The following is a 21,367-nucleotide window of genomic DNA, read 5'->3' on the forward strand; positions in this document are numbered from 1 at the left end:
CCCCCAGAGGGGGCACCCCCAGAAGGGCGTTCGGGGGTCCAGGGGGCTCGCCCCCTGGTTTCGGGAAGGGGCGGGGTGGGGGAGGTCACGGCCCCTCGGCCGGGCGCCAGGGGCGGATGCGGTGGCCGGGGGCGAGATCGGTCCAGGGGTCGGCGGGGGCGGCGGCGTCCTGCCAGGGCTCGGCAACGGCAACGGCGGACACCGCGTCCGGGTCGGGCTCGAGCGCGGCGGCCATCAGCTGCCGCGTATAGGGGTGGCCCGGGGCGCTGAAAACGGCCTCGGTCGGCCCCTCCTCCACCACCACGCCGTGCCGGAGGACGAGGACGCGGTCGGCGATGCCGCGCACGACCGCGAGGTCGTGGCTGATGAAGAGGCAGGCCAGCTCCCGGTCGCGCCGCAGGTCGTCCAGCAGGCGCAGAACGTCGGCCTGGACGGAGACGTCCAGCGCCGTGGTGATCTCGTCGGCGATGAGGACGTCGGGCTCACCGGCCAGCGCGCGGGCGATGCCGATGCGTTGCCGTTGGCCGCCGGAGAGCTGGGCGGGGAGGCGGTCGGCGAAGCCGCATCGTGCCGCCCTGGTCGGGCTTGCCGGACGCGGTTGTGGCCGGGATGGTCGCGGCGGCCGAGGCGGCGCCCGAGCAGCCGCTGAGCAGCCAGGAGGCGCCGAGCACGCCGCCTCCGGCCGCCGCGGCGGTGAGCACCGACCGCCGGGGGACGCTCGCGGCGCCTCTTCGGTGCCGGGAGGTATCGGGCATACGGCTACCGCCCCTCTCGCTATTCGTTCAGCGGAACGATTAAGTGAAGTCCGTGAACGATAGCCACGCCCGTGGCCCGCGCCAACCCCCGGACGCCGGAAATTAACCCGGGAAACGCACTCGTTACGCGCGAACGCACAGCGGGCCCCACCCCCGGAAGGGGTGGGGCCCGCTGCCGTACGAGCGAGGACCGCCGGTCGGAGGACCGCCCGTCAGAGGCCGAACGGCCAGATGACGCCGTGGTGCATCGTGACCAGCACGACCAGCACGATCAGGTCGGCCGCGCCCAGGAAGAGACCCAGGATCGCCCGGCCCGGGCGGCGGGTGCCGCGGACCAGGGAGATGCCGCCGAGGATCAGGGCGAAGGGGCCCAGGACGGCGTTGAAGGCGAGGAGACCGAGCAGGCCGAGCACGAAGGAGGCGACGGCCATGCCGTCGGCGCCGTCGGTGCCGTCCTTGGGACGGGGGCCGTCCTCGGGACGGGTTCCGGCCTTGGGACGGGTGCCGGCCTTGGTGGCGTCGGGCGTTGCGTAGGTGTCCATGCTTGCTTCCCCCTGGGTTGTCAGCGGTTGCGGGTCTGCGAGACGCGCTCGCGGATGTAGAAGGCGAGCAGCCAGGCGCCGACGAGCCCGGCGCCGGCCATGAGAACCGACAGGGAGGTGTAGGAGGCGGCGCCGAGGAGGACCCCGAAGGCGACCAGGACGACAAGGAGGGCCATGTGCGCGCTCTTTCTCGGGTGGTGGCGAAGGACCTGCGAGAGACTTTGAGTGAACAGTTGGAGTAACAGTTGTTCACTGACTTAAAGACTACTCGTCCCACGGCTCGCCAGACTCGGCGAACAGTTGTTTACTGGATGACATGAGTCACACCCTCGGGGTCAGACAGGCCCAAAAGCTGCAAACCCGTCAGGCACTCCTCGACGCGGGCCTGCGCCTGCTGGAGAACCAGAGCCTGAGCAGCCTTGGCCTGCGCGAGGTCACCCGTGCCGTGGGGGTCGCCCCGGCCGGCTTCTACCGGCACTTCCGGGACATCCCGGACCTCGGAGTCGCCCTGGTCGGCGAGTCGTTGGGAAGTCTGCACGCGATGATCCAGGCGATCCTCCATGAGCAGGACGACGCCGCCGAGGTCATCAGCCGCTCGGTCGAGGTCATCGCCCGGCATGTACGCGAACACCGCGCCCACATCCGCTTCATCGCGCGGGAACGGCACGGCGGCGTACAGCCGGTACGGGAGGCGATCGCGGCCGAACTGGGGCAGTTCGCCGACGAGGTGGGCGCCGCGCTCGGGGCGCAGCCGCTGTCGCAGGGCTGGAGCGCGGAGGATCTGCGGATGCTGTCCGAGCTCTACGTCGACCGCATGCTGATGACCGCCACCGCCTTCATGGAGGCGCCGGCCGAGGACCCGGAGGCCGAGGCGCGGATCGCGGGGACCGCGCGCCGTCAGCTCTACCTGATGCACCTCGGCCGGCAGCACTGGCTGGGCGGCTAGAGCCTCCCCGGGCGATCAGCTGCTGGCGGCCAGCGCCTTCTCCAGTTCGCCGGTGAGGGTGTCCGTGCTCTGGAAGGTCAGCCCGGCCAGGGCGACGTGCTTCCAGCGCACGGTCCCGGCCGCGTCGATGATGAACACCGAGCGGCGCAGACCGAGTCCGGGCACGGCGATGCCGTACGACTTCACCACCTCGCGGGCGGTGTCGGCGAGCAGCGGGAAGCGCAGGTCGTAGCGGCGGGCGAAGCCCTCGTGGCTGTCCAGGCCCTGGGGGCTGATGCCCCAGACGGTGGCGCCGAGGTCCTTGAAGCGGTCCAGGTCTGAGGTGTAGGCGCACAACTGCTTGGTGCAGACGGCGGTGTTGTCGCCCGGGTAGAAGACCAGCACCAGGGGTTTGCCGCGCTGCTCGGAGAGCGTGTAGCTGCCGCGCTCGGCGTCACCGCCATTGTCGTCCGCGGCGAGGAGGAGACCGGGCAGGGTGAAGTCGGGTGCGGGGGTGCCGACCTCGGGGGTCTTGGCCATGGGAGTCCTTAGCTCAGGGCGCGAGGCGCGAGGGCAGCGGCTCGTCAGGTAAGCATGGCCGACGGTCGGTCCCGTCACCGGGCCGGGGTGGTGGTTCATGGCCCCGCGGCGCAGGAGGGCCTACTTCACCGCGGGGCCGGGGTGGCCCGTATGAAGGCGGACGTGAGCTTCGGACTGCCGGTCATCGTCACGGCCGAGCGGCTCAACGGCTGAGCGGGTCAACGTAAGCGGAAGGGACGGGCTGCGTCCCGCGCGCCCTGCCGGCCGGTCACGAGGCGCCGCCCGGCTTGAGGACGAAGACGTTCACCGGCTTGCCGAACAGGACGTCCTCGCGGCCGTAGGTGAAGCCGAGCCGTTCGGCGACCCGCTCGGACGCGGTGTTGCCGCGGTGGATCATGGCGGTGATGAGGTCGAGCCCGACATGGCTGAAGCCCCAGTCGACGGCGGCGCGGGCGGCCTCCGTCGCGTAGCCGTGGCCCCAGGCCTCGGCGCGCAGGGTCCAGCCGGCCTCGACCTCGTCGAACTGCCGCCAGTAGTGGAGGCCGCAGCGGCCGAGGAACTCCCCCGTTGCCTTCAGCTCCACGGCGCACAGCCCGTGGCCACGGGTGGCCCACTGGGTCTCGATGGCGGAGAGCCGCTCCAGGGCCTGGCGTTGCGTGTAGGTACCGACGAAGCGGTTCACCCGCTCGTCCTGGTGCAGGGCGACGAATGCGTCCACGTCCGCGGTGGTCAGCGGTCTCAGGCGCAGGCGATCGGTTTCGATGAGTGTCACGGGCCGGAGCGTAGCCCCGGCCCGCGGTCCGGCGAAAGGTTAGCGTCCTTGCCGGTCAGGGCTTGTACGCGACCGTGACGTGCACGTTGATGTCGTCGTCCGTGCCGTCGTTGATGTCGAGGTGGCCGACCCTGTCGATGGGCTCCAGGGAGTCGAGGATGTCCTGGTTCACGGCCTCGCCCTCGCCGTTGTCCCGGACGTGGTCCGGACGCCCGCGAGCGGAGGACGAAGGTGAAGCCCCGCTCGTGGCAGGTCCGGGCGACCGCGGCGATCTTCCCGGGGTCAAGGTCCTCGGCGAGGTGGCTGAGGACCAGGTAGCTGCCGGAGGGCAGCGCCGCGACGAGGCCCTTGACTCGTGCTCACTGCTGATGCGATCGCCCCAACTCAGAGGGTGATTCGAGGTGTTGGCGCGATGCACGGGGCCGACGCCGTGCCTTCTGCCGTGGCTGCCGGTGCGTCAGCAGGATTTGGACGGGCCCCGATTCGCGATTGCAGAGCGCAACCATCTAGGGTTGGTGCGATCTCTCCGCGCCTACCGCGGAGGACAGCGAACGGCAGAGAGGGTAGGCGGTCATGGGATTCGCGCTGCTGCGGCGCAGGGGTACGACATCCGACAGCGGCGTGGCGGCACTGCTCCCACCGATCGCCTCGGGCGCGGGTCTGCTGAGCTGCCAGGTCGTGGATCCGGTCGGCCACCCGATGGGCGGCGCGGAGATCACGGTCAGCGACATGGCCACCGGCCGGACCCGGGTGAAGGCCACCAGCGACCCGTACGGCACCTTCCTGACCACGCTGCCGCCCGGCAACTACACCGTCACCATCACCGCCGACAGCCTGCATCCGTACCGCGGCACGGTGGAGATAGCCGAGGGGCTCCAGTCCCCCATCGGGCAGGTGCAGCTGGCGCCGTCGCCGCAGGCCGAGCTTCCGCCGCCCGGCAGCTGGCTTTTCGACCCGCCGCACACCGCGATCCGCTTCATCGCCAAGCACGTGGGCATGGCGAACGTGCACGGCCGCTTCGAGCGCTTCGAGGGCAGCATCCGCATCGCCGACCGCATGGAGGACTCGCAGGTCGAGGTCCACATCGAGGCCGCGAGCATCGCCACCGGCAACAAGACCCGCGACAACCACCTGCGTTCCGAGGACTTCCTCGACGTCGACCGCTATCCCTACGTCCACTTCGCCAGCGACCGCTTCGTGCACCGCGGCGGCTCCAAGTGGACCCTGCAGGGCCACCTGACGATGCACGGCATCAGCCGCTCGGTCGGTCTCGAGACCACCTACCTCGGCCTCACCACCGGCGGCTACGGCGAGGAGCTGCGCTGCGCCGCCCTCGCCAAGGCCGAACTGCACCGCGAAGACTACACGCTCAACTGGCGCCAAATGCTGGCGCGGGGCATCGCGGTCGTCGGCCCGACGATCCAGCTGGAGCTGGACATCCAGGCCATGTTCGCCAGCCACGACACCCCGACGCCCCCGGAATAACCGGACAGAAACGGTTACCGGAGCGTCACCGGGCCGCGTCGGGCCCTTCACCCCGCACCGCCGCCGACCGCACCGCCGCCTCCAGGATCTCCGCGCAGTTGATGACGTCCGTCGCGGTTGGAGCGTCCCAGGCCCCGTCCTCTCCTCTCAGCGCTGACAGGAAGGCCGGCAACACGTCGCGGGCGGAGGGTGGATCGTAGGCCTCGGCGCGCTGGGTGTCGCCGGTACGCAGACGAAGTTCTCCGTTGTGGACGGTCACCGATCCACAGGAACCCTCCAGGTGCAGACGCACTCCCCCGGGGCGGGCGATCCAACTGGTCCGCAGCGTTACCGGCACACCACCCCAGTCGACCAGCGCCACGCCTCCGACGTCGACGGCAAGGCCAGGACGGGCACGCAGTTGCGCTCCCCGCACCGCGACTCCCGCGTCAGGACGCATCCAGCACAGCAGGTCGACCAGGTGCACGCCAAGGTCCGCGAATGCGCCGCTGCCCCCGCGCTCCGGGTCGAGCATCCAGGCCGCATGCCCGGTGAACATGCCCTCGGTGAGACCCGGGTGCCCGAACGACGCGTCCGCGTGGAGAAGTTCACCGAGCACGCCCTCCCGCAGCACGGTCCTCGCTCGCCGCAGTGCTGGAGCGCACCGCAGGAACATCGCCGTGGTGACGGGTGACCCCCTGACCAGCGCGGACCCGCCCGCCGGCCGGACATGGAAGAGGGCTGCCCGGCCGCACGCAGGCGACCTGGCAGCCCTCCCGGCACTTCGATCAGCGCACGGCCGGAGCCACTTCCGGTTCCTCGGAACCGGCCTGACGTGCGGCCGGGGCGACGGCAGGAGATGCCCGGTGCAGCAGGTGGCGTACCAGGGCCAGTCCGGCGACCACGGCCACCAGGCCGGTCACGCCGTTCCATCCCAGGTGGTCGTAGGCACGCACGCCGAGCCAGGAACCGGCACTGCCGCCAAGGAAGGCGCAGGTCATGTAGGCGGTGTTGAGCCGACTGCGCGCCTCGGGGCGCAGGGCGAAGATACGTGCCTGGTTGGCGACCTGTCCGGACTGCATGGCGACGTCGAGCAGCAGCATGCCCACCAGGAGGGCGACCAGGCCGACCGCACCGCCGAGCGCACCGGGCGCCAGCAGCACGGCCGAGGCGATGGCACCCAGCAGGCAGACGAGGTTGACGACGTCGGGACCCTTGCGGTCGACCATGCGCCCCGCGATGGGGGTGCAGAACATGGTGCCCGCACTGACCAGGGCGATCAGCCCGACCACCTGAGCACCCATGTGGTACTTGGGCCCGGTGATCAGGAGGGTGATGCAGGTCCACGCGGCGCTGAACCCGGCGAAGACGGTCGCCTGGTAGAAGCAGGAGCGGCGCAGCTCCGGTTCGGCCCGCAGCAGCCGCAAGGGCTCGGCGAGCAGGGAGGGGTACCGCTGCCGCGACGCCGGTGTGGTCACGGGCACCACCACGGCGAGCAGCACGGCAAGGCCGAGCACGACCACCGCGGCCACCATGTACGGGGCACGCCAGCCCAGCCATTCACCGAGGGTGCCGCTGAAGGTACGGGCCAGCAGGATGCCGCCGATCAGACCGCTGAGCAGGGTGCCCGTGACGGCGCCGCGCCGATCGGCGGGCACCAGGCCGGCCGCCATCGGGATGATGATCTGCGGGACCACTGTCGTGACGCCGATGGCCGCACTGGCGCCGATGAGGACGGGCAGCGAGGGTGCGCTGCAGGCGGCGATCAGGCCCAGGCTGGTGATGATGAGCAGGGTGACGATCAGCCGGCGGTGCGGCACGCGGTCACCGAGCGGAACCAGCAGAAAGATCCCGGCCGCGTAACCGAGTTGGGCGGCGGTGACCACTAACGCGGCCGAGTCCGTTGAGACATGGAGGCTGTCGGCGATGAGCGAACTGATCGCCTGCGGGAAGTAGATGTTGGCCACACCCACACCGCAGGCGAGGGACAGAACGAAGATCACCCAGCGGCTCAGATAGGGCGGCGCTGTCTGATCGGAGGACCGGGACACGGATGACACCTCACATGGAGAACTGGTTTAACCGGTTCGCCGAAGGTACCAGTCAAACCGGTTCGGCGGTAGGCTGTTCTCGTGCCCGCAACCATGGAAACCGTGCGCTTCCGACAGGGAGCCGGCCGTCTGTGCCTCGACTTCATCCGCACCCTCCGGTACCGGGGGACCGCATCGCCCACCGAGGAGCTGGGCGATGCGCATGCTCTTGCCGACTGGGTGCGCCAGTGCGGGCCCTGCGGGGCCGACTCCGCGGTCCCGCTTCCGGCAGAGGTTGACGTCGAGGAGACACACGTCCTGCGTGAGGCGATCCACGACCTGATCAGCGCTGTCCGCGAGGGCGGAGAGGCCGGCTCGTGCGGCCGGGGGGCCAGGGAGGAGATCAATCGCGCGGCGGCAGGGGAGGTTCCGGTGCCGCGTCTCGAGGCCTCGGGGAGCATTCAGTGGCGCGCGGACGATCCGGTGCGGGCCACCCTCGCCCTCGTCGCCAGGGACGCGCTCGATCTGGTGACCTCACCCGCGGTCACTCGCCTGCGCAACTGCGCCGGGCCGGACTGCGGCGCGATCTTCCTCGACAACTCCCGCCCTGGCACCCGGCGCTGGTGCTCGATGGACACCTGCGGAAACCGGGCCAAGAAGGAGACGCTGCGCAGCAAGACAGCTTCTTCCGGTCACTGACTGCGCCGCGGGCCTGCGTCTTCGTGACAAACGCCCAGGCCCGTGCCCGGCGTTCGGCCCCGGGACGGGCAGCATCCCGGGACCAGTGCCGCGTTGGTCAGGACTGCGTGGGCGGCTGGCTCTTGATGACGGAGAAGAGCGCGCCGGACGGGTCGGCGAGGGCGGCCATGCGGCCGACGCCTTCCATGTCGACGGCGGGCATGTGGACGGTGCCGCCGGACTGGCCCGCCTTGGCGACGACGGCGTCGACGTCGGTGACTTCGAAGTACGGCAGCCAGTGGGAGGACCCGCCGGAGGCGATGTGCTCCTCGGCCAGCTGCATGATGCCGCCGATCGAGGCTTCCTGGCCGCCGCCGGTGGTGGAGACGACGGTGTAGGTCAGGCCGCCGGGGAGCGGCATGTCCTGGGTGTCCCAGGCGAAGACCGCATGGTAGAAGCTGCGGGCGGCGGGCGCGTCCTGGGTGTGCAGCTCGACCCAGCACAGCGTGCCGGGGTCGGTGACGGCGTCCAGGCCCGTGGTCTCGTTCGGCTGCCAGGCCGCGAATTCGGCGCCGGTCGGGTCGGTGAATGCGGCCATCCGGCCGGCGGTGAAGACGTCCATCGGCTCGAAGCGGACGGTGCCGCCGGCCTGCTCGACGGTCTTGGCGGTGAGGTCGGCGTCGGGGGTCTGGAAGTAGACCGTCCAGGCCGGGCTCGCGCCTTCCTGCATCAGCGGGCCGAGGGCCGCCACGGTCTTGCCGTCGAGCTGGAAGAAGCCGTAACCGCCCGCCTCGGGGCCGAGCGACTGGAAGGTCCAGTCGAACAGGCCACCGTAGAAGGCGACGGAGGCGTCGATGTCGGGCGAACCCAGATCGATCCAGTTGGGGGCGCCGGGAACGTAGTTTGTGCTGAGCATGTCCGCTCCTTTGACAGGTGCAGTTCCCTGGTTGTCCTCAGTCTTGCACCGGGCACTGACAACCGCGCCTGGGAAGCGGGCGGCTACGCTTTATATGGCCTTGCCCGGGTTGAGGATCCCGTGGGGGTCGAAGGCCGCTTTCAGTCGTCGCTGCAGAGCGTGGTTCTCCGGCCCCAGTTCGTCGGCGACCCAGCGCCGCTTCAGGACGCCGACCCCGTGCTCCCCGGTGAGCGTGCCGCCCAGCCGCAGCGCGGCGGCGAAGATCTCGCCGGCCGCCTGCCAGACGGCCTCCGGCACGCCGGAAAGGGCCGGGTCGACCACCAGGATCGGGTGCAGATTGCCGTCGGCGGCGTGCGCCAGTGTGCAGACGCGTACGTCGTGACGTGCGGCGATGGCCTCGATCTCGCGTACGGCAGCGGCGAGCCGGGAGCGCGGCACAGCGATGTCCTCGATCAGCGGCCGGCCGAGCCGCTCGATGGACGGCAGGGCGAGCCGGCGGGCCGCCAGCAGTGCTTCCGACTCCACCGGGTCATCCGTGACCTGCACGGATGCCGCCCCGGCCGCACGCAGGACGCGTACGACCTCCTCGGCCTCGGCCACGGCGCCGGCTCCGTCGCACTGGACCAGGAGCAGGGCCTCGCCCCGACCGCGCAGGTCCGAGCCCTGGGCGTCGTCGATCGCGGCGAGCACCGGGCCGTCGAGCAGCTCGGCCATCGCGGGCACGATCCGGGCCGCGCCGATCGCGGTGGCCGCGTCCGCTGCCGCCTCGAAGGTGCCGAAGTACGCGGCTACGGTCGCCGTCGCGACCGGTACCGGCCGCAGCCGCAGCGTGGCCGAGGTGATCACGCCGAGCGTGCCCTCCGAGCCGGTGAGCAGGGCGGTCAGGTCGTAGCCGGTGACGCCCTTGACGGTGCGGCGGCCGGTGCGTAGCAGCGTGCCGTCGGCGAGTACGGCCTCCAGGCCGAGGACGCTGTCCCGGGTGACGCCGTACTTGGCGCAGCGCAGGCCGCCCGCGTTGGTGGCGATGTTGCCGCCGATGGTGGAGATGGCGGCGCTGGCCGGGTCGGGGGCGTAGCGCAGGCCGTGCTCGGCGGCGGCGCGGTCGAGGTCGGCGGTGATGACGCCGGGCTCGACGACGGCTAGCTGGTCGTCGGCTGCGATCTCCAGGATGCGGTTCATCCGGGCCAGGTCCAGGACGAGGCTGCCCTCGTCGGCCGTGGCCCCGCCGGACAGCCCGGTCCCGGCGCCCCGGGGGACGACCGGGACGCGCAGGGCGTCGGCGTGGCGAAGGGTGGTGCGTACGTCGTCCACGTCCTCGGCGTGGACGACGGCCAGCGGCTCCCCTCCCCCACAGCTTCGCGTGGGGGTACCCCCATTTCGCTCCGCTCGCCGGGTGCCGGAGCGGTCGGTGGCGTACGCGGCGGTGCCCATGGGGTCGGTGGTGAGCCGGTCGGGGGCGAGGTCGCGGGCGAGCAGGCCCAGCAGGCGGGCTCCGGCGGCGGCGCGTTCGGTGGTCAGGGAGGTGGTCATCGGTCCAGGGCCGCCTTCCCCAGTGCGAGCAGCACGATGTCGTCCTGCGGGGCGTGGACGGGGGCGCACTGGATGTCGCGGTAGTGCCGTTCCAGGGGGTTGGCGCGGCTCAGGCCGGGGTTGCCGAGCAGCCGGACGGCGGTTTCGACGGCCGTGGTGGCGTGCCGGGCGGCCAGGACCTTGGTGCCGAGGGCCTGTTCGGGGGTGTACGAGTCGTCGCCGGCGTCGACGCGTTCGGCGCCGCCGAAGACGAGTTGCTCGGCGCTGTCGAGGAGCAGCTCGATCTCGCCGGCGGCGCGGCGGAAGCGTTCGGTCGTGGCGACGGGGTGGCCGAGGTTGCTGGGGACGCGTTCCTGCGCGAAGCGGTGGAAGTAGCGCTGGGCGGCGCGGGCGACGCCCAGGTAGAGGGCGTTGAGCGGCAGGTGGAGGGCGGCGAGGGCACGGTTGTCCTGCTGGGCGCCGGGGCCCTGGGCGGCGATCTCGACCAGGTGGTCCTCGGGCACCGCGACCTCGTGGAAGGTGATGTCGTGGCTGCCGCTGGCGCGCAGGCCGAGGTGGTCCCAGCGCTGCGTGATCTCGATGCCGGGGGTGGAGCCCGGGACGGCGAAGGTGCCGACCCGAGGCTCGGGTTCGTCGGTGGTGGCCCAGACCAGGAAGTAGTCCAGTCCTTCGGCGCCGGTGACGAAGCGCTTGCGGCCGCTGATCGACCACCCGGTGGCGGTGCGCCGGGCCGTGGTGGCGGGCAGCCCGCCCCGGGCCGGGGAGCCCAGGTCGGGCTCGACCCGGGCGCTGTTGAGCAGCACCGGGCCGGTGGCGGACTCGGCGAGGATCCGCTCGTACAGGGCGGCCGGCCAGTGCGCGCGCCGGGCCTGGAGGGTGTGCACGGCGAGCGTCATGGCGGCGATGAGCGCCACCGAGGGGTCGCCCTCCCCCAGCGCGTGCAGGATGCGGGCGGTGCCGGCGACGCCGAGCCCCGGGCCGCCGTACTGCGTGCCGATGGTGGCGGTGAGCAGCCCGGCTTCGTACGCGGCCTTGATGCCGGCGGCGGGGAAGGCGGCGGTGCGGTCGTACTCCTCGGCGGTGGCGGCCAGTTGGGCGGTGACTTCCGGGAGGGCGGTGAGGTCGGGGGCAGCGGTCATGAGGCGAGTGCCTTCTTCAGGTCGGCGTTGAGGGCGTCGGTCCAGAAGGAGGAGACCTTCAACGGCTGGGTGAGCGCGCCGAGTTCCTTGAAGGTGTCGGCGACCTGCTGCTCGGAGGCGGTGGCCGCCGCGCTGGTGACCTCGACCTTCGTCGGGCGCTGGGCCTCGCCGTCCTTGATCTGGGACAGTGCCTGGCTCACCGGCTGCTTGGTGGCGGTGGCGGTGACCTTGGCGTACTCGTCCTCGTGGCCGTCGCGGATGTACGCGTACGCCTTGTTGAGGCGGGAGAGCAGGTCGGCGAGGGCGGCTCGCCTGGTCTTGTCGGCGATGGTCTTGTCCGACGCGGACCAGAGGAAGTTGCCGGAGAGGATGTCCTTGCCGGAGCCGATGGTGGTGGCGCCCTGCTGGTGGGCGGCGATGATGGTGCTGCCGTAGGAGGCGAAGGCGGCGATGGAGCCGCCGTTGAGGGCGGCGAGGCCGTCGTTGGGGAGCAGCGGGACGGCCTTGATGTCGGTCCACTTCAGGCCGGCCTGCTTCAGCAACTGGTAGAGGAAGTAGTGGGCGGTGGTGTTCTTGACGTAGCCGACCTTCTTGCCCTTGAGCTGCGCGATGCTGGTGACGGCGGACCCCTTGGGGGCGACGACCTCCTGGAGCAGGGTGTTGCCCTGCTGTACGGCGACCACCTGGAAGTTGGCCTTGCCGTCGGCGGCCGCGAAGACCGGCGGGATCTCGCTGGAGGAGGCCACGTCCAGGGCCCCGGCGCGGACCGCCTGAAGCTGGAGGTCACCGCCCTGGAAGACGTTCCACTTCACCTTGTACGGGGTGTCGTCCAGCTTCGCGAGCTTGAGGACGGCCGCCTCGCGGCTCCAGCCGGTGGCACCGATGTTGAGGGTGACGGAGGACAGGCCACCGGAGCCGCTGTTGGCGTCGGCGGAGCCTCCGCAGGCGGTGAGGAGGGAGGCGAGAACAGCGGCCACGAGCGCGGGGACGGCGGATCTGCGGAGCGTGCGGAGCATGAGTGGATTTCCTCTGTTCTTATGCGGCGGTCGCGGCGCGGTGGGCGAGTTCCTGGCGGACCAGGGGCAGGACGAAGCGGGCGTAGTCGATGGCGTCGTTGAGCGGGTCCCAGCCACGGATGGACAGCAGCTCGCAGCCGATGTCCACGTAGTCCAGCAGCGCCTTGGCCACGGTCTCGGGCGAGCCGACCAGTGCGGTGGTGGAGCCGGAGGCGTTGGTGGCGGTGGCCAGCGGGGTCCACAGGGCGCGGTCGTGCAGGTCGCCGCGGGCTGCGACGTCCAGCAGCCGCTGGGAACCGACGTTTGCGGGGCGGCCGGTGCCGAAGGCCGGGTAGTGGCTGTGCTTGGCGCTTTCGGCGTGGTTGGCCTTGACCTGGCCGAGGATGCGGTGGGCCTTCTCCCAGGCCAGCTCGTCCGTGGGGGCGATGATCGGCCGGAAGGAGACCCAGATGCGCGGCCGGGGGCGCCCGGCGGCGTCCGCGTACGCGTTGACGGAGGCGATCTGCTCGGCGGTCTCCTTCAGCGGCTCGCCCCACAGGCCGAAGATGTCGCCCTGCTGTCCGCCCACGCGGTACGCGTCCTGCGACGAGCCGCCGACCGAGATCGGGATGGTGTCCTGGTAGGGCGCCACCTGGGACTGGAAGCCCTCGAAGCGGTAGTGCTCGCCCTCGTGCGAGACGGGACCGGCGGCGGACCACACCTTGCGCAGGATCTGGATGTACTCGTCCGAGCGGGCATAACGCTCCGACTTGGAGAGGTAGTCGCCCTCGCGGCGCTGCTCCTCGTCGTTGCCGCCGGAGATGATGTGGACCGACAGCCGCCCCTTGCTGATCCGGTCGAGCGTGGCGAAGGCGCGGGCGGCGTGGGTCGGGAAGGTCACACCGGGGCGGTGGGCGAGCATCGGCTTGAGCCGCTCGGTGTTGGTGGCGACGAACTGGGCGAGCTGGAGGGCGTCGGGCGAGGAGGAGTGGTAGGCGACGAGCGTGTAGTCGAAGCCGCCGTCGTCCAGCGCGCGGGCGAACTTGCGCGTGTGGTCGGGGTCGATGCCGAGGCCGCGGATCGGTTCGCCGTCGTTGGCGCGGTTGGGGTGGATGGCGCTGATGAATTCCACGGGCATGGCCGCAGGCTCCTTACATGGCTTGTGGCTTGTGGCTTGTCCTGTTACTTGGCGAAGAGGCTGGTGTCGACGGAGTCGGCGACCACGACGTCGGGGTCGAGGACCTTGATGCCGTGCATGGTGTCGGCCACGCCCTGGACCGCCTTGGTCACCGCGGGGGTGATCGGGACCAGTTCGCCGTAGCTCTGCTTGACGATCAGCTGCGCCACCGCCGCCTTGGCTCCGGTGTTCTTCTCGATGGCCTTCGCGTACGCGTCCTGGTGGGTGCCGCTCCAGGTCAGCGCCTTGTCCACGCGCTGCAGAAGGTCCTTGATCGCGGCCTTCTTGCCCGTGTCGGCGAGCGCCTTGTCCGACGCGCCGATGAATCCGTAGCCGCTGACCCGGCCGCCGGTGCCGTCGACGATCTGCCGGGCACCCTGGTCGGCGACGGCGGCCTTGTAGACGCCGAAGGTGGCCCAGGCGTCGATCTTGCCCGCGGTGAAGGCGGCCTGCGCGTCGGTGGGCAGCAGATACTGCACCTGGACGTCGGAGTACTTCAGGCCGGCCTGCTGCAGGGCGTTGGCCAGCAGGTACTCGGCGATGCTGCCCCTGGCGGAGGAGACGACGACCTTCTTGCCCTTCAGGTCGCTGACCTTCTTCACGCTCGAGTTCTTCTGGACGACGATGCCGACCGACGAGCCGTCGTTGTGCAGCGCCGCGACCCCCTTGACCGGTACGCCGCCGCTCTGCGCCTGGAGGGTGGGCAGATCGGCCGCGTACGAGGTGTCGGCGGCGCCCGCCTGCACGGCCTGGAAGAGCGGGGCGGCGCCCTCGAACTCGGCCCACTTGACCTTGTACGAGGTCCCCTTGAGGACCCCGGAGGCGCTGAGCAGCGTCTGGAGGCTCTTGGCCTGGTCGCCGACGGTGAGGGTGACCTGGGTGGAGGACGAGGCCGCGTCTGCCGCGTCGCCTCCGCAGCCGGTCGCCGCGAAGGCGGTGGCGGCGAGGGTGAGCGATGCGAGGAGGGCGCGGAGTCCGCGGGTCATGACGAGATCCTTTCGAGGGGTGTTTCCGGGGCCGATGCGTCGTGGACGCCCAGCCAGCCGAGCAACCGGCTGCGCAGGCGGACGAATTCGGGTGAGCCGAGGGCGCGGGGGCGGGGCAGGTCGACGGTCACCTCGTGGGCGATGCCGCCGGCGTCCATGACCAGGACGCGGTCGGCGAGCAGCAGCGCCTCCTCCACGTCGTGCGTGACCAGGAGGATCGAGCAGCCGTGCCGCTGCCACAGCTCGCCGACCAGCCGCTGGGCCTTGACCCGGGTCAGGGCGTCCAGCGCGCCGAACGGCTCGTCGAGCAGCAGCAGTTCCGGTTCGCGTACGAGGGCCCGGGCCAGCGACACGCGCTGGGCCTCGCCGCCGGAGAGCGTCTTCGGCCACACCCCCGCTCGCTCCTCGATGCCGACCTCGGCGAGGTAGCGGGTGGCCAGCGCCCGATCGCGGTTGGCCTTACCGGGCAGGCCGAGGACGACGTTGCGCCAGACCCTCAGCCACGGCATGAGCCGGGGCGACTGGAAGGCTGCCGACCGGCGGGCGGGGACGGTGACCTCGCCGCTGATCTCGTCGTCGAGGCCGGCGAGGATGCGCAGCAGGGTGCTCTTGCCGCAGCCGCTGTGGCCGAGGAGCGCGACGAACTCGCCCTTGGCGATGCTCAGATCGAGGTCGTCGATGACGGTACGGCCGTCGAAGGCCCTGCTCAGCCCGCGGATGTCGACGCTGGTGGTGTCGTTCTTGTCGCCGCTCATGTCGTCACGCCCCGTCGCCGTCGAAGGAGGCCCGCCAGGACAGCAGGCGCTTGGAGAGCAGCCGTACGACGAAGTCGCAGAGCAGCCCGAGGATCGCGTAGACGGCGAGGCAGAGCACGATCACGTCGGTGCGGAAGTACTGCTCGGCGTTGCTCATCAGGTAGCCGATACCGGCGTCGGCGTTGATCTGCTCGCCGAACACCAGGGCCAGCCAGGCCGTCGACAGGGCGTACCGCAGTCCGACCAGCGCGCCCGGCAGGGCGGAGGGCAGGATGACGTAGCGGATGAGCCCGATCCGGCCGAGGCCGAGCATGCGGGCGGCCTCGACGAGCTGGGAGTCGGCGGAACGGATGCCGCCGTAGATGTTGAAGTACAGCGGATACGTGACGCCGAGGGCCACCAGCGCGATCTTCGGGGTCTCGTCGATGCCGAACCAGACGATGAACAGCGGGATCAGGCCCACCCAGGGGATCGCCCGGAACATGCCCATCGACGCGTCGACGACGTCCTCGCCGAGCCGGAAGAGCCCGGCGGTGAGCGACAGCGCGAGCGCGATGGCCGCGCCGATGACGAAGCCGGTGGCGGCGCGGCGCCCGGAGGCGGCGATGGCGCGGGGCAGTTCACCGGTGGAGGTGAGCTCGATCGCCTGGCGTACGACGTCGACGGGCGAGGCCAGCACATTCTCCGGCAGCACGCCGGTCACGCTGCCGAGGTACCAGGCGACCAGCAGCCCGACCGGCCCGATGGCCCGGCGTACGGCGCGCGGCAGCCGGGGGATGCGACGGGCCCGGCGGGCGGGGCGGATGGTGAGGCGGCCGGCGGCCGGCGCCGCGGCCTGCGTCGCCGGTTTCGGCGGAGCCGCACCGGGGGCGGCGTACTCCTTGACTGACATGGGGGTCCTCTCGGGTTCGGCCTGGTCAGCCCGGCTGGAAGCCGGTCGCGGCGGGGCGGGCGGGGTCGGCGGACCAGGCGGACCAGGAGCCGGGGAAGAGGGCGGCGTCGATGCCGGCGATGGCGAGGGCGGCGATCTGGTGGGCGGCGGTGACGCCGGAGCCGCAGTAGACGCCAACGGGGGTTGCCGGATCGGCGCCGAACTCCGCGAAGCGGGCTCGGAGTTCGGCGGCCGGGAGGAAGGTGCCGACGGCGGTGAGGTTGTCGCCGGTGGGGGCGCTGACGGCGCCGGGGATGTGTCCGGCGCGGGGGTCGACGGGCTCGGTCTCGCCCCGGTAGCGCTCGGCGGCGCGGGCGTCGAGGAGGAGGCCCTTGCGGGCGAGGCCGGCCGCCTCGTCGGCGTCGAGGACGGGGAGCCAGCCCGGGGTGAGGGTGATGTCGCCGGGCCGTGGCGGGGGCACCGGGTCGCCGGCTTCGAGGCGCAGGCCCGCGCTCTGCCAGGCGGTGAGCGCACCGTCGAGCAGGGTGACGTCCTCGACGCCCGCCCAGCGCAGCAGCCACCAGGCCCGGGCGGCGGCGGTGTTGCCGTTGTCGTCGTAGACCACGACCGGGCGGCCCGCGCTGATGCCCCAGCGGCGGGCGGCCTCCTGGAGCCGCGCCACGTCGGGGATCGGGTGGCGGCCGCCGTCCGGGGTCGGGGGCGCGGCCAGTTCGGTGTCGAGGTCGGCGAAGACGGCGCCGGGGATGTGGCCCACGCGGTAGTACTCGCGGCCGTTGGGGTCGCCGAGCTGCCACCGTACGTCCAGCACGATCGGCGGTGCGTCGGAGTGCAGCGCGAGGTCCAGCTCGGTCGGCGTGAGGATGACGGCGGTACTCATGCGGTCGCCTCCGGCGTGGCGATGGCGGGCAGTTCGGGTGACATGCGGAGCCGTTCGAGGAAGAGCACGACGGTGGCGGCGACGGTGCGGTGCGTGACGTCGTTGAGCACGTCGTGCCGGGCGCCCGCGATGCTGATCAGCTGCACTCCGGGGAAGCCGCTGTACGCCCGCCGGGCCCCGGCCAGGGGGCTGACGGCGTCGTCGGTGCCGTGCAGGCCCAGCACCGGCACGGCCACCCGGTCCAGTTCGGCGGCCGGCAGCGCGTCGGAGAGCTGCCCGGCGAGTGCGCCGCGCAGGAAGTCCGGGTCGGCGGTGAGCCGGCCCCGGTGGGTGGGGCAGGCGGTGCGCAGTTCGAGCTCGTCCTCCCAGCCGGAGCCGCTGGACGCGGTGTCGGCGGTGGGCAGCCCGGCCAGGACCAGCGCGTCCACCCGGGCGCCCTCCCGCGCGGCGAGTGCGGCCGCGTAACGGGCGCCGGTGTCGGAGCCGACCAGCACCTTGGGGCCGGGGTCGGCCTCGTCGAGCAGCAGTTTGGCGGCCTGCCCGGGGACGGCCGGGTCGCGGGTGGCGTCGCCCAGGACCCGTACCCGGTAGGCGTCGAAGGCGAGGCGGCGGCCGAACCGCTCGTACACGCCGCCGTGTTCGCCGCGTCCGGGCAGCACGATCAGGGTGCCGCGCGGGGCCGGGCCCTCGGGTTCGTCCCAGGCGTGGACATGCTGGTCGTAGGTCATGGGGGTCCTCGATTCGGGAGGATGTGAAGGGCGGCGCCGGCCGGCGTACGACAGGGGAGGCAGGCCGAGCCCGCACGGATCGGCGTCACGAACGAGCCGATGGCGGCAGGGCAGCACAAAGGGCCTGGGCCCCGGGGCTCAGCGCGAGCGCGGCAGGGGGCGGCAGGTCAGTGGGTCACAGACAACACATGGTGTTGACGAGGCCGAAGTCGACCACGCGGCGTTGCGTCAGCAGCGCGCCCGCGGCGTGGCGCCGCCGGGCGTCGAGGGGACGCGGCGCGACGGCCGTCCCGGGAACTGCTCGCAACAACATGGCCCCAGCATGTCCGATGCATGCTGCACCCGTCCAACAACGATTCACCATCGGATCCGATCACGAATCCTGATCGATGGGTGCTAGCGTTCGCCCATGGCACATGTGCTCGACATCGTGGCGCTCCGCAGTCTCATCGCCGTCGCGGACCGCGGCGGCTTCCACCGGGCCGCCGAGTCGCTGGCACTCAGCCAGTCCGCGGTCAGCCAGCATGTGCGGCGGCTGGAGAAGACGCTGGGCCGCCCGGTCGTGGAACGCGACGGACGCCGGACCCGGTTCACCGCCGAGGGACGGCTGCTGCTCGAGCAGGCCCGACGCATCATCGCCGTCCACGACGAGGCGCTGCGCACCCTGCTGGGCGTGGACGGCGATCCCGACGTCATCGTCATCGGCTCCACCGAGCACGCCGCCGACCAGATCCTCCCCCGCCTCACCGCCGCCGTCCGCGAGGTCCTGCCCGACTGCCGGGTACGTTTCCGCATCGACCGCTCCGCCCGGCTGGTCGAGGCCGTCGACCGGGGCGCGGTCGATCTCGCGGTCTACGTCACCGAGGCCGCCGCCACCGAGGGCATCCCGGTCGGCGGTCTCCCCCTCGCCTGGTACGCCGCCCCCGGCTGGACCGCCCCCTCCGGTCCGGCACCGCTCCCCCTCGTCGCCATCGAGGACCCCTGCGCCATCCGCCGCCGAGCCCTGGGCGTCCTCGCCTCGCACGGCATCCCCGCCACCGTCGTCTGCGACGCCGGCTACCTCGCCGGCGTCCTGGACGCGGCCCGCGCCGGGCTCGGCACCGCCCTCCTCGCCACCGTCGGCGGCCAGGGCCCGGACGGCCTCGCCGAGCGTGCCGACCTGCCCGCCGTCCCGGCGATCCGGATGAGCGCCCACGCCCGCCCCGGCGCCGACCCGGCGATGGTGGCCGGCGCCGTCGAGGCCGTACGGGAGCTGTTCACGCAGTCGGCGGCGGCGCGGGCGGCGGCCTGACCGGGTGCGGGTCGGCATCGGGTGCGGATCAGCACCGGGTGCGGGTCGGCACCGGGTGACGGTCAGCGGACCTTGCCGAAGAAGTCCCGCAGGTCGGCCGCCAGTGCGCCGGGAGCGGCCATGGCGACGAAGTGGTGCCGCCCGGGGTTGGACTCCGGCCAGTGGATGACGGTGTTGTCGCGCTCGGCCAGCCTGCGGATGGCGGGCGGACCGCAGAAGACCCCCGTCGGCACCGCCGACTGCCCTTCGGGCCAGGCGAATTCATCGCTGTCGTACATGGGCCACGATGACGAGCCGGAGGTGCCGGTCAGCCAGTACAGGGTCGCGTTGGTCAGGATCAGGTCCCGGTCGACGACCTGGTCGGGCAGCTCGTCGGTCACGGAGAAGTCCTTGAACTTCTGGATGAGCCATGCCAGTTGGGCCGCCGGCGAGTCCTGCCACCCGTAGACGAAGGTCTGCGGTGCGACGCGCAGCAGCGCATGGTGGTCGACGACGCCGCCCCCCGCCCAGCGCTGCATCTGCTCGTACTGGACGAGCTCGTCGGGGGTCAGCTCGGGCACGTCCTTCTCGGTGGGGAAGCCGATGCCGGCGTTGATGTGGACGCCGACGACGTGCTCCGGGTCGGCCTTGGCGACCTCGGGGGCGACGTACGCGCCGAGGTCGCCGCCCTGGGTGCCGTAGCGCTGGTAACCGAGGCGGTGCATCAGCCGGACCCAGAGCCGGGCCACGCGGGCCGGGTTCCAGCCGGTGCCGTGCGGGGCCGCGGAGAAGCCGAAGCCGGGGACGGACGGTACGACGACGTGGAAGGCCTGGGCGGGGTCGCCGCCGTGTGCGCGGGGGTCGGTGAGGGGGCCGATGAGGTCGGTGAACTCCACGAAGGAGTTGGGCCAGCCGTGGGTGAGGACCAGCGGCAGGGCGCCGGGCTCGGCGGAGCGGACGTGCAGGAAGTGGATGTCCTGGCCGTCGATCTCGGTCATGAACTGCGGGAACTCGTTCAGCCGGGCCTCGTGGCGACGCCAGTCGTAGCCGTCACGCCAGTAGCCCGTCAGCTCCTCCAGGTAGGCGACGGGCACGCCCCTGCTCCACGGCTCGCCGGGCAGTTGCCGGGGCAGGCGGGTGCGGGCCAGGCGGTCGTGCAGGTCGTCCAGGTCGGCCTGGGGGATGTCGATGCGGAAGGGGCGGATGTCGTCGCTCACGGCTGGTCTCCTCCTGGGGGTCCCGCGGGGTGTTTCTCCCGGCCTCTCGACCCTAGGAGGCATATAGGTCAGTTCCTGTCCCAGTTGGCGGTGCATGCTGGATGTCATGAGTCGCCATGAGTGACACCCCCGCGCGGCTGCTCGCGCTGCTGTCCCTGCTGCAGACCCCGCGCGAATGGCCCGGCAGCGAACTGGCCGGGCGGCTGCGGGTCAGCCCCCGCACGATCCGCCGCGACATCGACCGGCTGCGCGAGCTCGGCTACCCGGTGGAGGCCGCCATGGGCTCGGCGGGCGGCTACCGGCTGGCCGCCGGCAAGGCCATGCCGCCGCTGCTGCTGGACGACGAGGAGGCGGTGGCCATCACGGTCGGCCTGCGCACCGCGGCCGCGAACCCGGTGGACGGCATCGAGGAGGCATCCGTACGGGCGCTGGCCAAGCTGGAGCAGGTGCTGCCGTCCCGGCTGCGGCACCAGGTCGTCGCGCTGGGCGCCGCCACGGTGCCGATGCCCGCCGGGGACGGCCCCGGCGTCGATCCGCGCGCCCTCACCACGCTCGCCGGGGCGGCCGCCGTCCGCGAGCGGGTGCGGTTCTCCTACCGGTCCGGCGACGGCAGCGGCACCGAGCGGCAGGCCGAGCCGTACCGCCTGGTGGCCGCCGGGCGCCGTTGGTATCTGGTGGCGTACGACAACGAGCGCGACGACTGGCGCGTCTTCCGGGTCGACCGGATCACCGCCCTCCACCGCACCGGCGTCCGCGTACCGCCCCGCGAGCCGCCCGAGGCGGACGCGGCCGCCTTCGTCACCAGCAGGCTGTACTCCCTCGCCCCCACCTACGAGGTGCGGGCCACGCTCCGCCTTCCGGCCGACCAGGTGCTGCGCCGGCTCGGCCCCGGCGCGGGCGCCGTCCAGCCGCTCGACGAGCACAGCTGCCTGCTGACCGGGCGCGCCGACACCCTTGAGTGGCTCGCCGCGCGGCTGCTCATGCTCGGCTGCGAGCTCCAGGTGCATGAGCCGCCGGAGTTGTCGGCGTATTTGCGCGAGCTGGGCGCCCGCGCCGCCCGGGCAGGAGCGGCCGGCGACCCGCTCTAGGCCCAATGCCGGTGACTTAGGTGGCTTTGCCTCGTTGTCTTTCGTATGGCGAGGGTGGGGCAGGTCAGGGCGCCTGCGGGTGAGCGGTTGT

At 72.1% G+C, this 21,367-nt stretch carries 25 protein-coding genes and 2 pseudogenes; 6 read left to right on the forward strand and 21 right to left on the reverse strand.

Annotation, left to right across the window (positions count from 1 at the left end; all coding sequences use genetic code 11):
• Window positions 1-85: 85 nt before the first annotated feature.
• The 4 genes and pseudogenes from ACFXJ5_RS39565 to ACFXJ5_RS39580 form a co-directional block, all read right to left on the reverse strand.
• Entirely contained in the window at window positions 86-346 is a 261-nt protein-coding gene (locus ACFXJ5_RS39565) for an ABC transporter ATP-binding protein (protein ID WP_384642819.1), read from the reverse strand.
• Between the two features lie 153 nt (window positions 347-499).
• Window positions 500-778, reverse strand: a pseudogene (locus tag ACFXJ5_RS39570) (hypothetical protein); the annotation flags it as partial.
• 189 nt (window positions 779-967) lie between these two features.
• Entirely contained in the window at window positions 968-1,297 is a 330-nt protein-coding gene (locus tag ACFXJ5_RS39575; RefSeq protein ID WP_384642822.1) for a DUF4190 domain-containing protein, read from the reverse strand.
• A gap of 20 nt (window positions 1,298-1,317) precedes the next feature.
• Window positions 1,318-1,473 carry a hypothetical protein gene (locus ACFXJ5_RS39580; protein ID WP_384642825.1) on the reverse strand — a complete coding sequence of 52 codons (156 nt, stop codon included), beginning with the start codon at window positions 1,471-1,473 and terminating at the stop codon, window positions 1,318-1,320.
• A gap of 140 nt (window positions 1,474-1,613) precedes the next feature.
• Here ACFXJ5_RS39580 and ACFXJ5_RS39585 point away from each other — a divergent pair, with 140 nt between their 5' ends.
• A complete protein-coding gene (locus tag ACFXJ5_RS39585) occupies window positions 1,614-2,243 on the forward strand; it encodes a TetR family transcriptional regulator (protein ID WP_384642828.1) in 630 nt (209 codons plus the stop codon).
• A 15-nt stretch (window positions 2,244-2,258) separates the two neighbouring features.
• On the opposite strand, the gene ACFXJ5_RS39590 is transcribed toward ACFXJ5_RS39585, so the two are convergent.
• Window positions 2,259-2,762: a peroxiredoxin gene (locus ACFXJ5_RS39590; RefSeq protein ID WP_384642831.1), complete on the reverse strand. Its 504-nt coding sequence runs from the start codon at window positions 2,760-2,762 to the stop codon at window positions 2,259-2,261.
• Between the two features lie 54 nt (window positions 2,763-2,816).
• On the opposite strand from ACFXJ5_RS39590, the gene ACFXJ5_RS39595 reads away from it, so the two are divergent.
• On the forward strand, window positions 2,817-2,975 hold the full coding sequence (locus tag ACFXJ5_RS39595; protein WP_384642833.1) for a hypothetical protein: 159 nt from the start codon (window positions 2,817-2,819) through the stop codon (window positions 2,973-2,975).
• 55 nt (window positions 2,976-3,030) lie between these two features.
• On the opposite strand, the gene ACFXJ5_RS39600 is transcribed toward ACFXJ5_RS39595, so the two are convergent.
• Both ACFXJ5_RS39600 and ACFXJ5_RS39605 read right to left on the reverse strand, forming a co-directional pair.
• A complete protein-coding gene (locus ACFXJ5_RS39600) occupies window positions 3,031-3,534 on the reverse strand; it encodes a GNAT family N-acetyltransferase (protein ID WP_384642836.1) in 504 nt (167 codons plus the stop codon).
• Window positions 3,535-3,803: 269 nt separating this feature from the next.
• A pseudogene (locus tag ACFXJ5_RS39605) lies at window positions 3,804-3,866 on the reverse strand (hypothetical protein); the annotation flags it as partial.
• Between the two features lie 241 nt (window positions 3,867-4,107).
• Between ACFXJ5_RS39605 and ACFXJ5_RS39610 the strand changes: the two are divergent.
• A complete protein-coding gene (locus ACFXJ5_RS39610) occupies window positions 4,108-5,019 on the forward strand; it encodes a YceI family protein (RefSeq protein ID WP_384642839.1) in 912 nt (303 codons plus the stop codon).
• Window positions 5,020-5,044: 25 nt separating this feature from the next.
• Here ACFXJ5_RS39610 and ACFXJ5_RS39615 read toward each other — a convergent pair whose 3' ends face one another.
• Together ACFXJ5_RS39615 and ACFXJ5_RS39620 are read right to left on the reverse strand one after the other, a co-directional pair.
• Window positions 5,045-5,674, reverse strand: a complete 630-nt coding sequence (locus tag ACFXJ5_RS39615) for a Gfo/Idh/MocA family protein (RefSeq protein ID WP_384642842.1) — start codon at window positions 5,672-5,674, stop codon at window positions 5,045-5,047.
• A gap of 112 nt (window positions 5,675-5,786) precedes the next feature.
• Window positions 5,787-7,049 (reverse strand): MFS transporter, encoded by a 1,263-nt coding sequence (locus ACFXJ5_RS39620; RefSeq protein WP_384642845.1) that lies wholly within the window; start codon window positions 7,047-7,049, stop codon window positions 5,787-5,789.
• Window positions 7,050-7,142: 93 nt separating this feature from the next.
• On the opposite strand from ACFXJ5_RS39620, the gene ACFXJ5_RS39625 reads away from it, so the two are divergent.
• A complete protein-coding gene (locus tag ACFXJ5_RS39625) occupies window positions 7,143-7,727 on the forward strand; it encodes a CGNR zinc finger domain-containing protein (protein ID WP_384642889.1) in 585 nt (194 codons plus the stop codon).
• A gap of 97 nt (window positions 7,728-7,824) precedes the next feature.
• Here the strand turns inward: ACFXJ5_RS39625 and ACFXJ5_RS39630 are convergent, their stop codons facing one another.
• The 11 genes from ACFXJ5_RS39630 to ACFXJ5_RS39680 all read right to left on the reverse strand — a co-directional run bounded on the left by ACFXJ5_RS39630 (window position 7,825) and on the right by ACFXJ5_RS39680 (window position 18,014).
• Window positions 7,825-8,622 (reverse strand): VOC family protein, encoded by a 798-nt coding sequence (locus ACFXJ5_RS39630; protein ID WP_384642848.1) that lies wholly within the window; start codon window positions 8,620-8,622, stop codon window positions 7,825-7,827.
• Between the two features lie 90 nt (window positions 8,623-8,712).
• On the reverse strand, window positions 8,713-10,152 hold the full coding sequence (locus ACFXJ5_RS39635; RefSeq protein ID WP_384642851.1) for an FAD-binding oxidoreductase: 1,440 nt from the start codon (window positions 10,150-10,152) through the stop codon (window positions 8,713-8,715).
• The gene (locus tag ACFXJ5_RS39640; protein WP_384642854.1) at window positions 10,149-11,291 is read right to left on the reverse strand and encodes an acyl-CoA dehydrogenase family protein; all 1,143 of its coding nucleotides are present in this window, start codon (window positions 11,289-11,291) and stop codon (window positions 10,149-10,151) included. The genes ACFXJ5_RS39635 and ACFXJ5_RS39640 overlap by 4 nt, the downstream gene beginning before the upstream one ends.
• Entirely contained in the window at window positions 11,288-12,307 is a 1,020-nt protein-coding gene (locus ACFXJ5_RS39645) for an ABC transporter substrate-binding protein (protein WP_384642856.1), read from the reverse strand. Before ACFXJ5_RS39645 ends, ACFXJ5_RS39640 begins: the two co-directional genes overlap by 4 nt.
• 19 nt (window positions 12,308-12,326) lie before the next feature.
• Window positions 12,327-13,424 (reverse strand): LLM class flavin-dependent oxidoreductase, encoded by a 1,098-nt coding sequence (locus ACFXJ5_RS39650; RefSeq protein ID WP_384642859.1) that lies wholly within the window; start codon window positions 13,422-13,424, stop codon window positions 12,327-12,329.
• Window positions 13,425-13,468: 44 nt separating this feature from the next.
• Entirely contained in the window at window positions 13,469-14,449 is a 981-nt protein-coding gene (locus ACFXJ5_RS39655) for an ABC transporter substrate-binding protein (protein WP_384642862.1), read from the reverse strand.
• Entirely contained in the window at window positions 14,446-15,204 is a 759-nt protein-coding gene (locus tag ACFXJ5_RS39660) for an ABC transporter ATP-binding protein (protein WP_384642865.1), read from the reverse strand. Before ACFXJ5_RS39660 ends, ACFXJ5_RS39655 begins: the two co-directional genes overlap by 4 nt.
• A 4-nt stretch (window positions 15,205-15,208) precedes the next feature.
• Window positions 15,209-16,096: an ABC transporter permease gene (locus tag ACFXJ5_RS39665; RefSeq protein ID WP_384642867.1), complete on the reverse strand. Its 888-nt coding sequence runs from the start codon at window positions 16,094-16,096 to the stop codon at window positions 15,209-15,211.
• A gap of 25 nt (window positions 16,097-16,121) precedes the next feature.
• Window positions 16,122-16,973: a sulfurtransferase gene (locus ACFXJ5_RS39670; protein WP_384642870.1), complete on the reverse strand. Its 852-nt coding sequence runs from the start codon at window positions 16,971-16,973 to the stop codon at window positions 16,122-16,124.
• Window positions 16,970-17,701, reverse strand: a complete 732-nt coding sequence (locus ACFXJ5_RS39675) for an alpha/beta hydrolase (protein WP_384642874.1) — start codon at window positions 17,699-17,701, stop codon at window positions 16,970-16,972. The genes ACFXJ5_RS39670 and ACFXJ5_RS39675 overlap by 4 nt, the downstream gene beginning before the upstream one ends.
• Window positions 17,702-17,876: 175 nt before the next feature.
• Window positions 17,877-18,014 (reverse strand): hypothetical protein, encoded by a 138-nt coding sequence (locus ACFXJ5_RS39680; protein WP_384642877.1) that lies wholly within the window; start codon window positions 18,012-18,014, stop codon window positions 17,877-17,879.
• A 96-nt stretch (window positions 18,015-18,110) separates the two neighbouring features.
• Between ACFXJ5_RS39680 and ACFXJ5_RS39685 the strand changes: the two genes are divergently transcribed.
• Entirely contained in the window at window positions 18,111-18,992 is an 882-nt protein-coding gene (locus ACFXJ5_RS39685) for a LysR family transcriptional regulator (protein WP_384642880.1), read from the forward strand.
• 62 nt (window positions 18,993-19,054) lie between these two features.
• Here ACFXJ5_RS39685 and ACFXJ5_RS39690 read toward each other — a convergent pair whose 3' ends face one another.
• On the reverse strand, window positions 19,055-20,188 hold the full coding sequence (locus tag ACFXJ5_RS39690; RefSeq protein ID WP_384642883.1) for an epoxide hydrolase family protein: 1,134 nt from the start codon (window positions 20,186-20,188) through the stop codon (window positions 19,055-19,057).
• A 116-nt stretch (window positions 20,189-20,304) separates the two neighbouring features.
• Here ACFXJ5_RS39690 and ACFXJ5_RS39695 point away from each other — a divergent pair, with 116 nt between their 5' ends.
• A complete protein-coding gene (locus tag ACFXJ5_RS39695) occupies window positions 20,305-21,276 on the forward strand; it encodes a helix-turn-helix transcriptional regulator (RefSeq protein WP_384642886.1) in 972 nt (323 codons plus the stop codon).
• The last annotated feature ends 91 nt before the right edge of the window (window positions 21,277-21,367 follow it).

This window comes from Streptomyces sp. NPDC059373 (genome assembly GCF_042751495.1).
Taxonomy (GTDB): domain Bacteria; phylum Actinomycetota; class Actinomycetes; order Streptomycetales; family Streptomycetaceae; genus Actinacidiphila.

Excerpts from the sequence above, each read along its gene's own strand:
- ACFXJ5_RS39575 (WP_384642822.1), bottom strand. The coding sequence starts at position 1,297 with ATGGACACCTACGCAACGCCCGACGCCACCAAGGCCGGCACCCGTCCC.
- ACFXJ5_RS39580 (WP_384642825.1), bottom strand. The coding sequence starts at position 1,473 with ATGGCCCTCCTTGTCGTCCTGGTCGCCTTCGGGGTCCTCCTCGGCGCC.
- ACFXJ5_RS39585 (WP_384642828.1), top strand. The coding sequence starts at position 1,614 with ATGAGTCACACCCTCGGGGTCAGACAGGCCCAAAAGCTGCAAACCCGT.
- ACFXJ5_RS39590 (WP_384642831.1), bottom strand. The coding sequence starts at position 2,762 with ATGGCCAAGACCCCCGAGGTCGGCACCCCCGCACCCGACTTCACCCTG.
- ACFXJ5_RS39595 (WP_384642833.1), top strand. The coding sequence starts at position 2,817 with ATGGCCGACGGTCGGTCCCGTCACCGGGCCGGGGTGGTGGTTCATGGC.
- ACFXJ5_RS39610 (WP_384642839.1), top strand. The coding sequence starts at position 4,108 with ATGGGATTCGCGCTGCTGCGGCGCAGGGGTACGACATCCGACAGCGGC.
- ACFXJ5_RS39615 (WP_384642842.1), bottom strand. The coding sequence starts at position 5,674 with ATGTTCCTGCGGTGCGCTCCAGCACTGCGGCGAGCGAGGACCGTGCTG.
- ACFXJ5_RS39625 (WP_384642889.1), top strand. The coding sequence starts at position 7,143 with ATGGAAACCGTGCGCTTCCGACAGGGAGCCGGCCGTCTGTGCCTCGAC.
- ACFXJ5_RS39630 (WP_384642848.1), bottom strand. The coding sequence starts at position 8,622 with ATGCTCAGCACAAACTACGTTCCCGGCGCCCCCAACTGGATCGATCTG.
- ACFXJ5_RS39635 (WP_384642851.1), bottom strand. The coding sequence starts at position 10,152 with ATGACCACCTCCCTGACCACCGAACGCGCCGCCGCCGGAGCCCGCCTG.
- ACFXJ5_RS39640 (WP_384642854.1), bottom strand. The coding sequence starts at position 11,291 with ATGACCGCTGCCCCCGACCTCACCGCCCTCCCGGAAGTCACCGCCCAA.
- ACFXJ5_RS39645 (WP_384642856.1), bottom strand. The coding sequence starts at position 12,307 with ATGCTCCGCACGCTCCGCAGATCCGCCGTCCCCGCGCTCGTGGCCGCT.
- ACFXJ5_RS39650 (WP_384642859.1), bottom strand. The coding sequence starts at position 13,424 with ATGCCCGTGGAATTCATCAGCGCCATCCACCCCAACCGCGCCAACGAC.
- ACFXJ5_RS39655 (WP_384642862.1), bottom strand. The coding sequence starts at position 14,449 with ATGACCCGCGGACTCCGCGCCCTCCTCGCATCGCTCACCCTCGCCGCC.
- ACFXJ5_RS39660 (WP_384642865.1), bottom strand. The coding sequence starts at position 15,204 with ATGAGCGGCGACAAGAACGACACCACCAGCGTCGACATCCGCGGGCTG.
- ACFXJ5_RS39665 (WP_384642867.1), bottom strand. The coding sequence starts at position 16,096 with ATGTCAGTCAAGGAGTACGCCGCCCCCGGTGCGGCTCCGCCGAAACCG.
- ACFXJ5_RS39670 (WP_384642870.1), bottom strand. The coding sequence starts at position 16,973 with ATGAGTACCGCCGTCATCCTCACGCCGACCGAGCTGGACCTCGCGCTG.
- ACFXJ5_RS39675 (WP_384642874.1), bottom strand. The coding sequence starts at position 17,701 with ATGACCTACGACCAGCATGTCCACGCCTGGGACGAACCCGAGGGCCCG.
- ACFXJ5_RS39680 (WP_384642877.1), bottom strand. The coding sequence starts at position 18,014 with ATGTTGTTGCGAGCAGTTCCCGGGACGGCCGTCGCGCCGCGTCCCCTC.
- ACFXJ5_RS39685 (WP_384642880.1), top strand. The coding sequence starts at position 18,111 with ATGGCACATGTGCTCGACATCGTGGCGCTCCGCAGTCTCATCGCCGTC.
- ACFXJ5_RS39695 (WP_384642886.1), top strand. The coding sequence starts at position 20,305 with ATGAGTGACACCCCCGCGCGGCTGCTCGCGCTGCTGTCCCTGCTGCAG.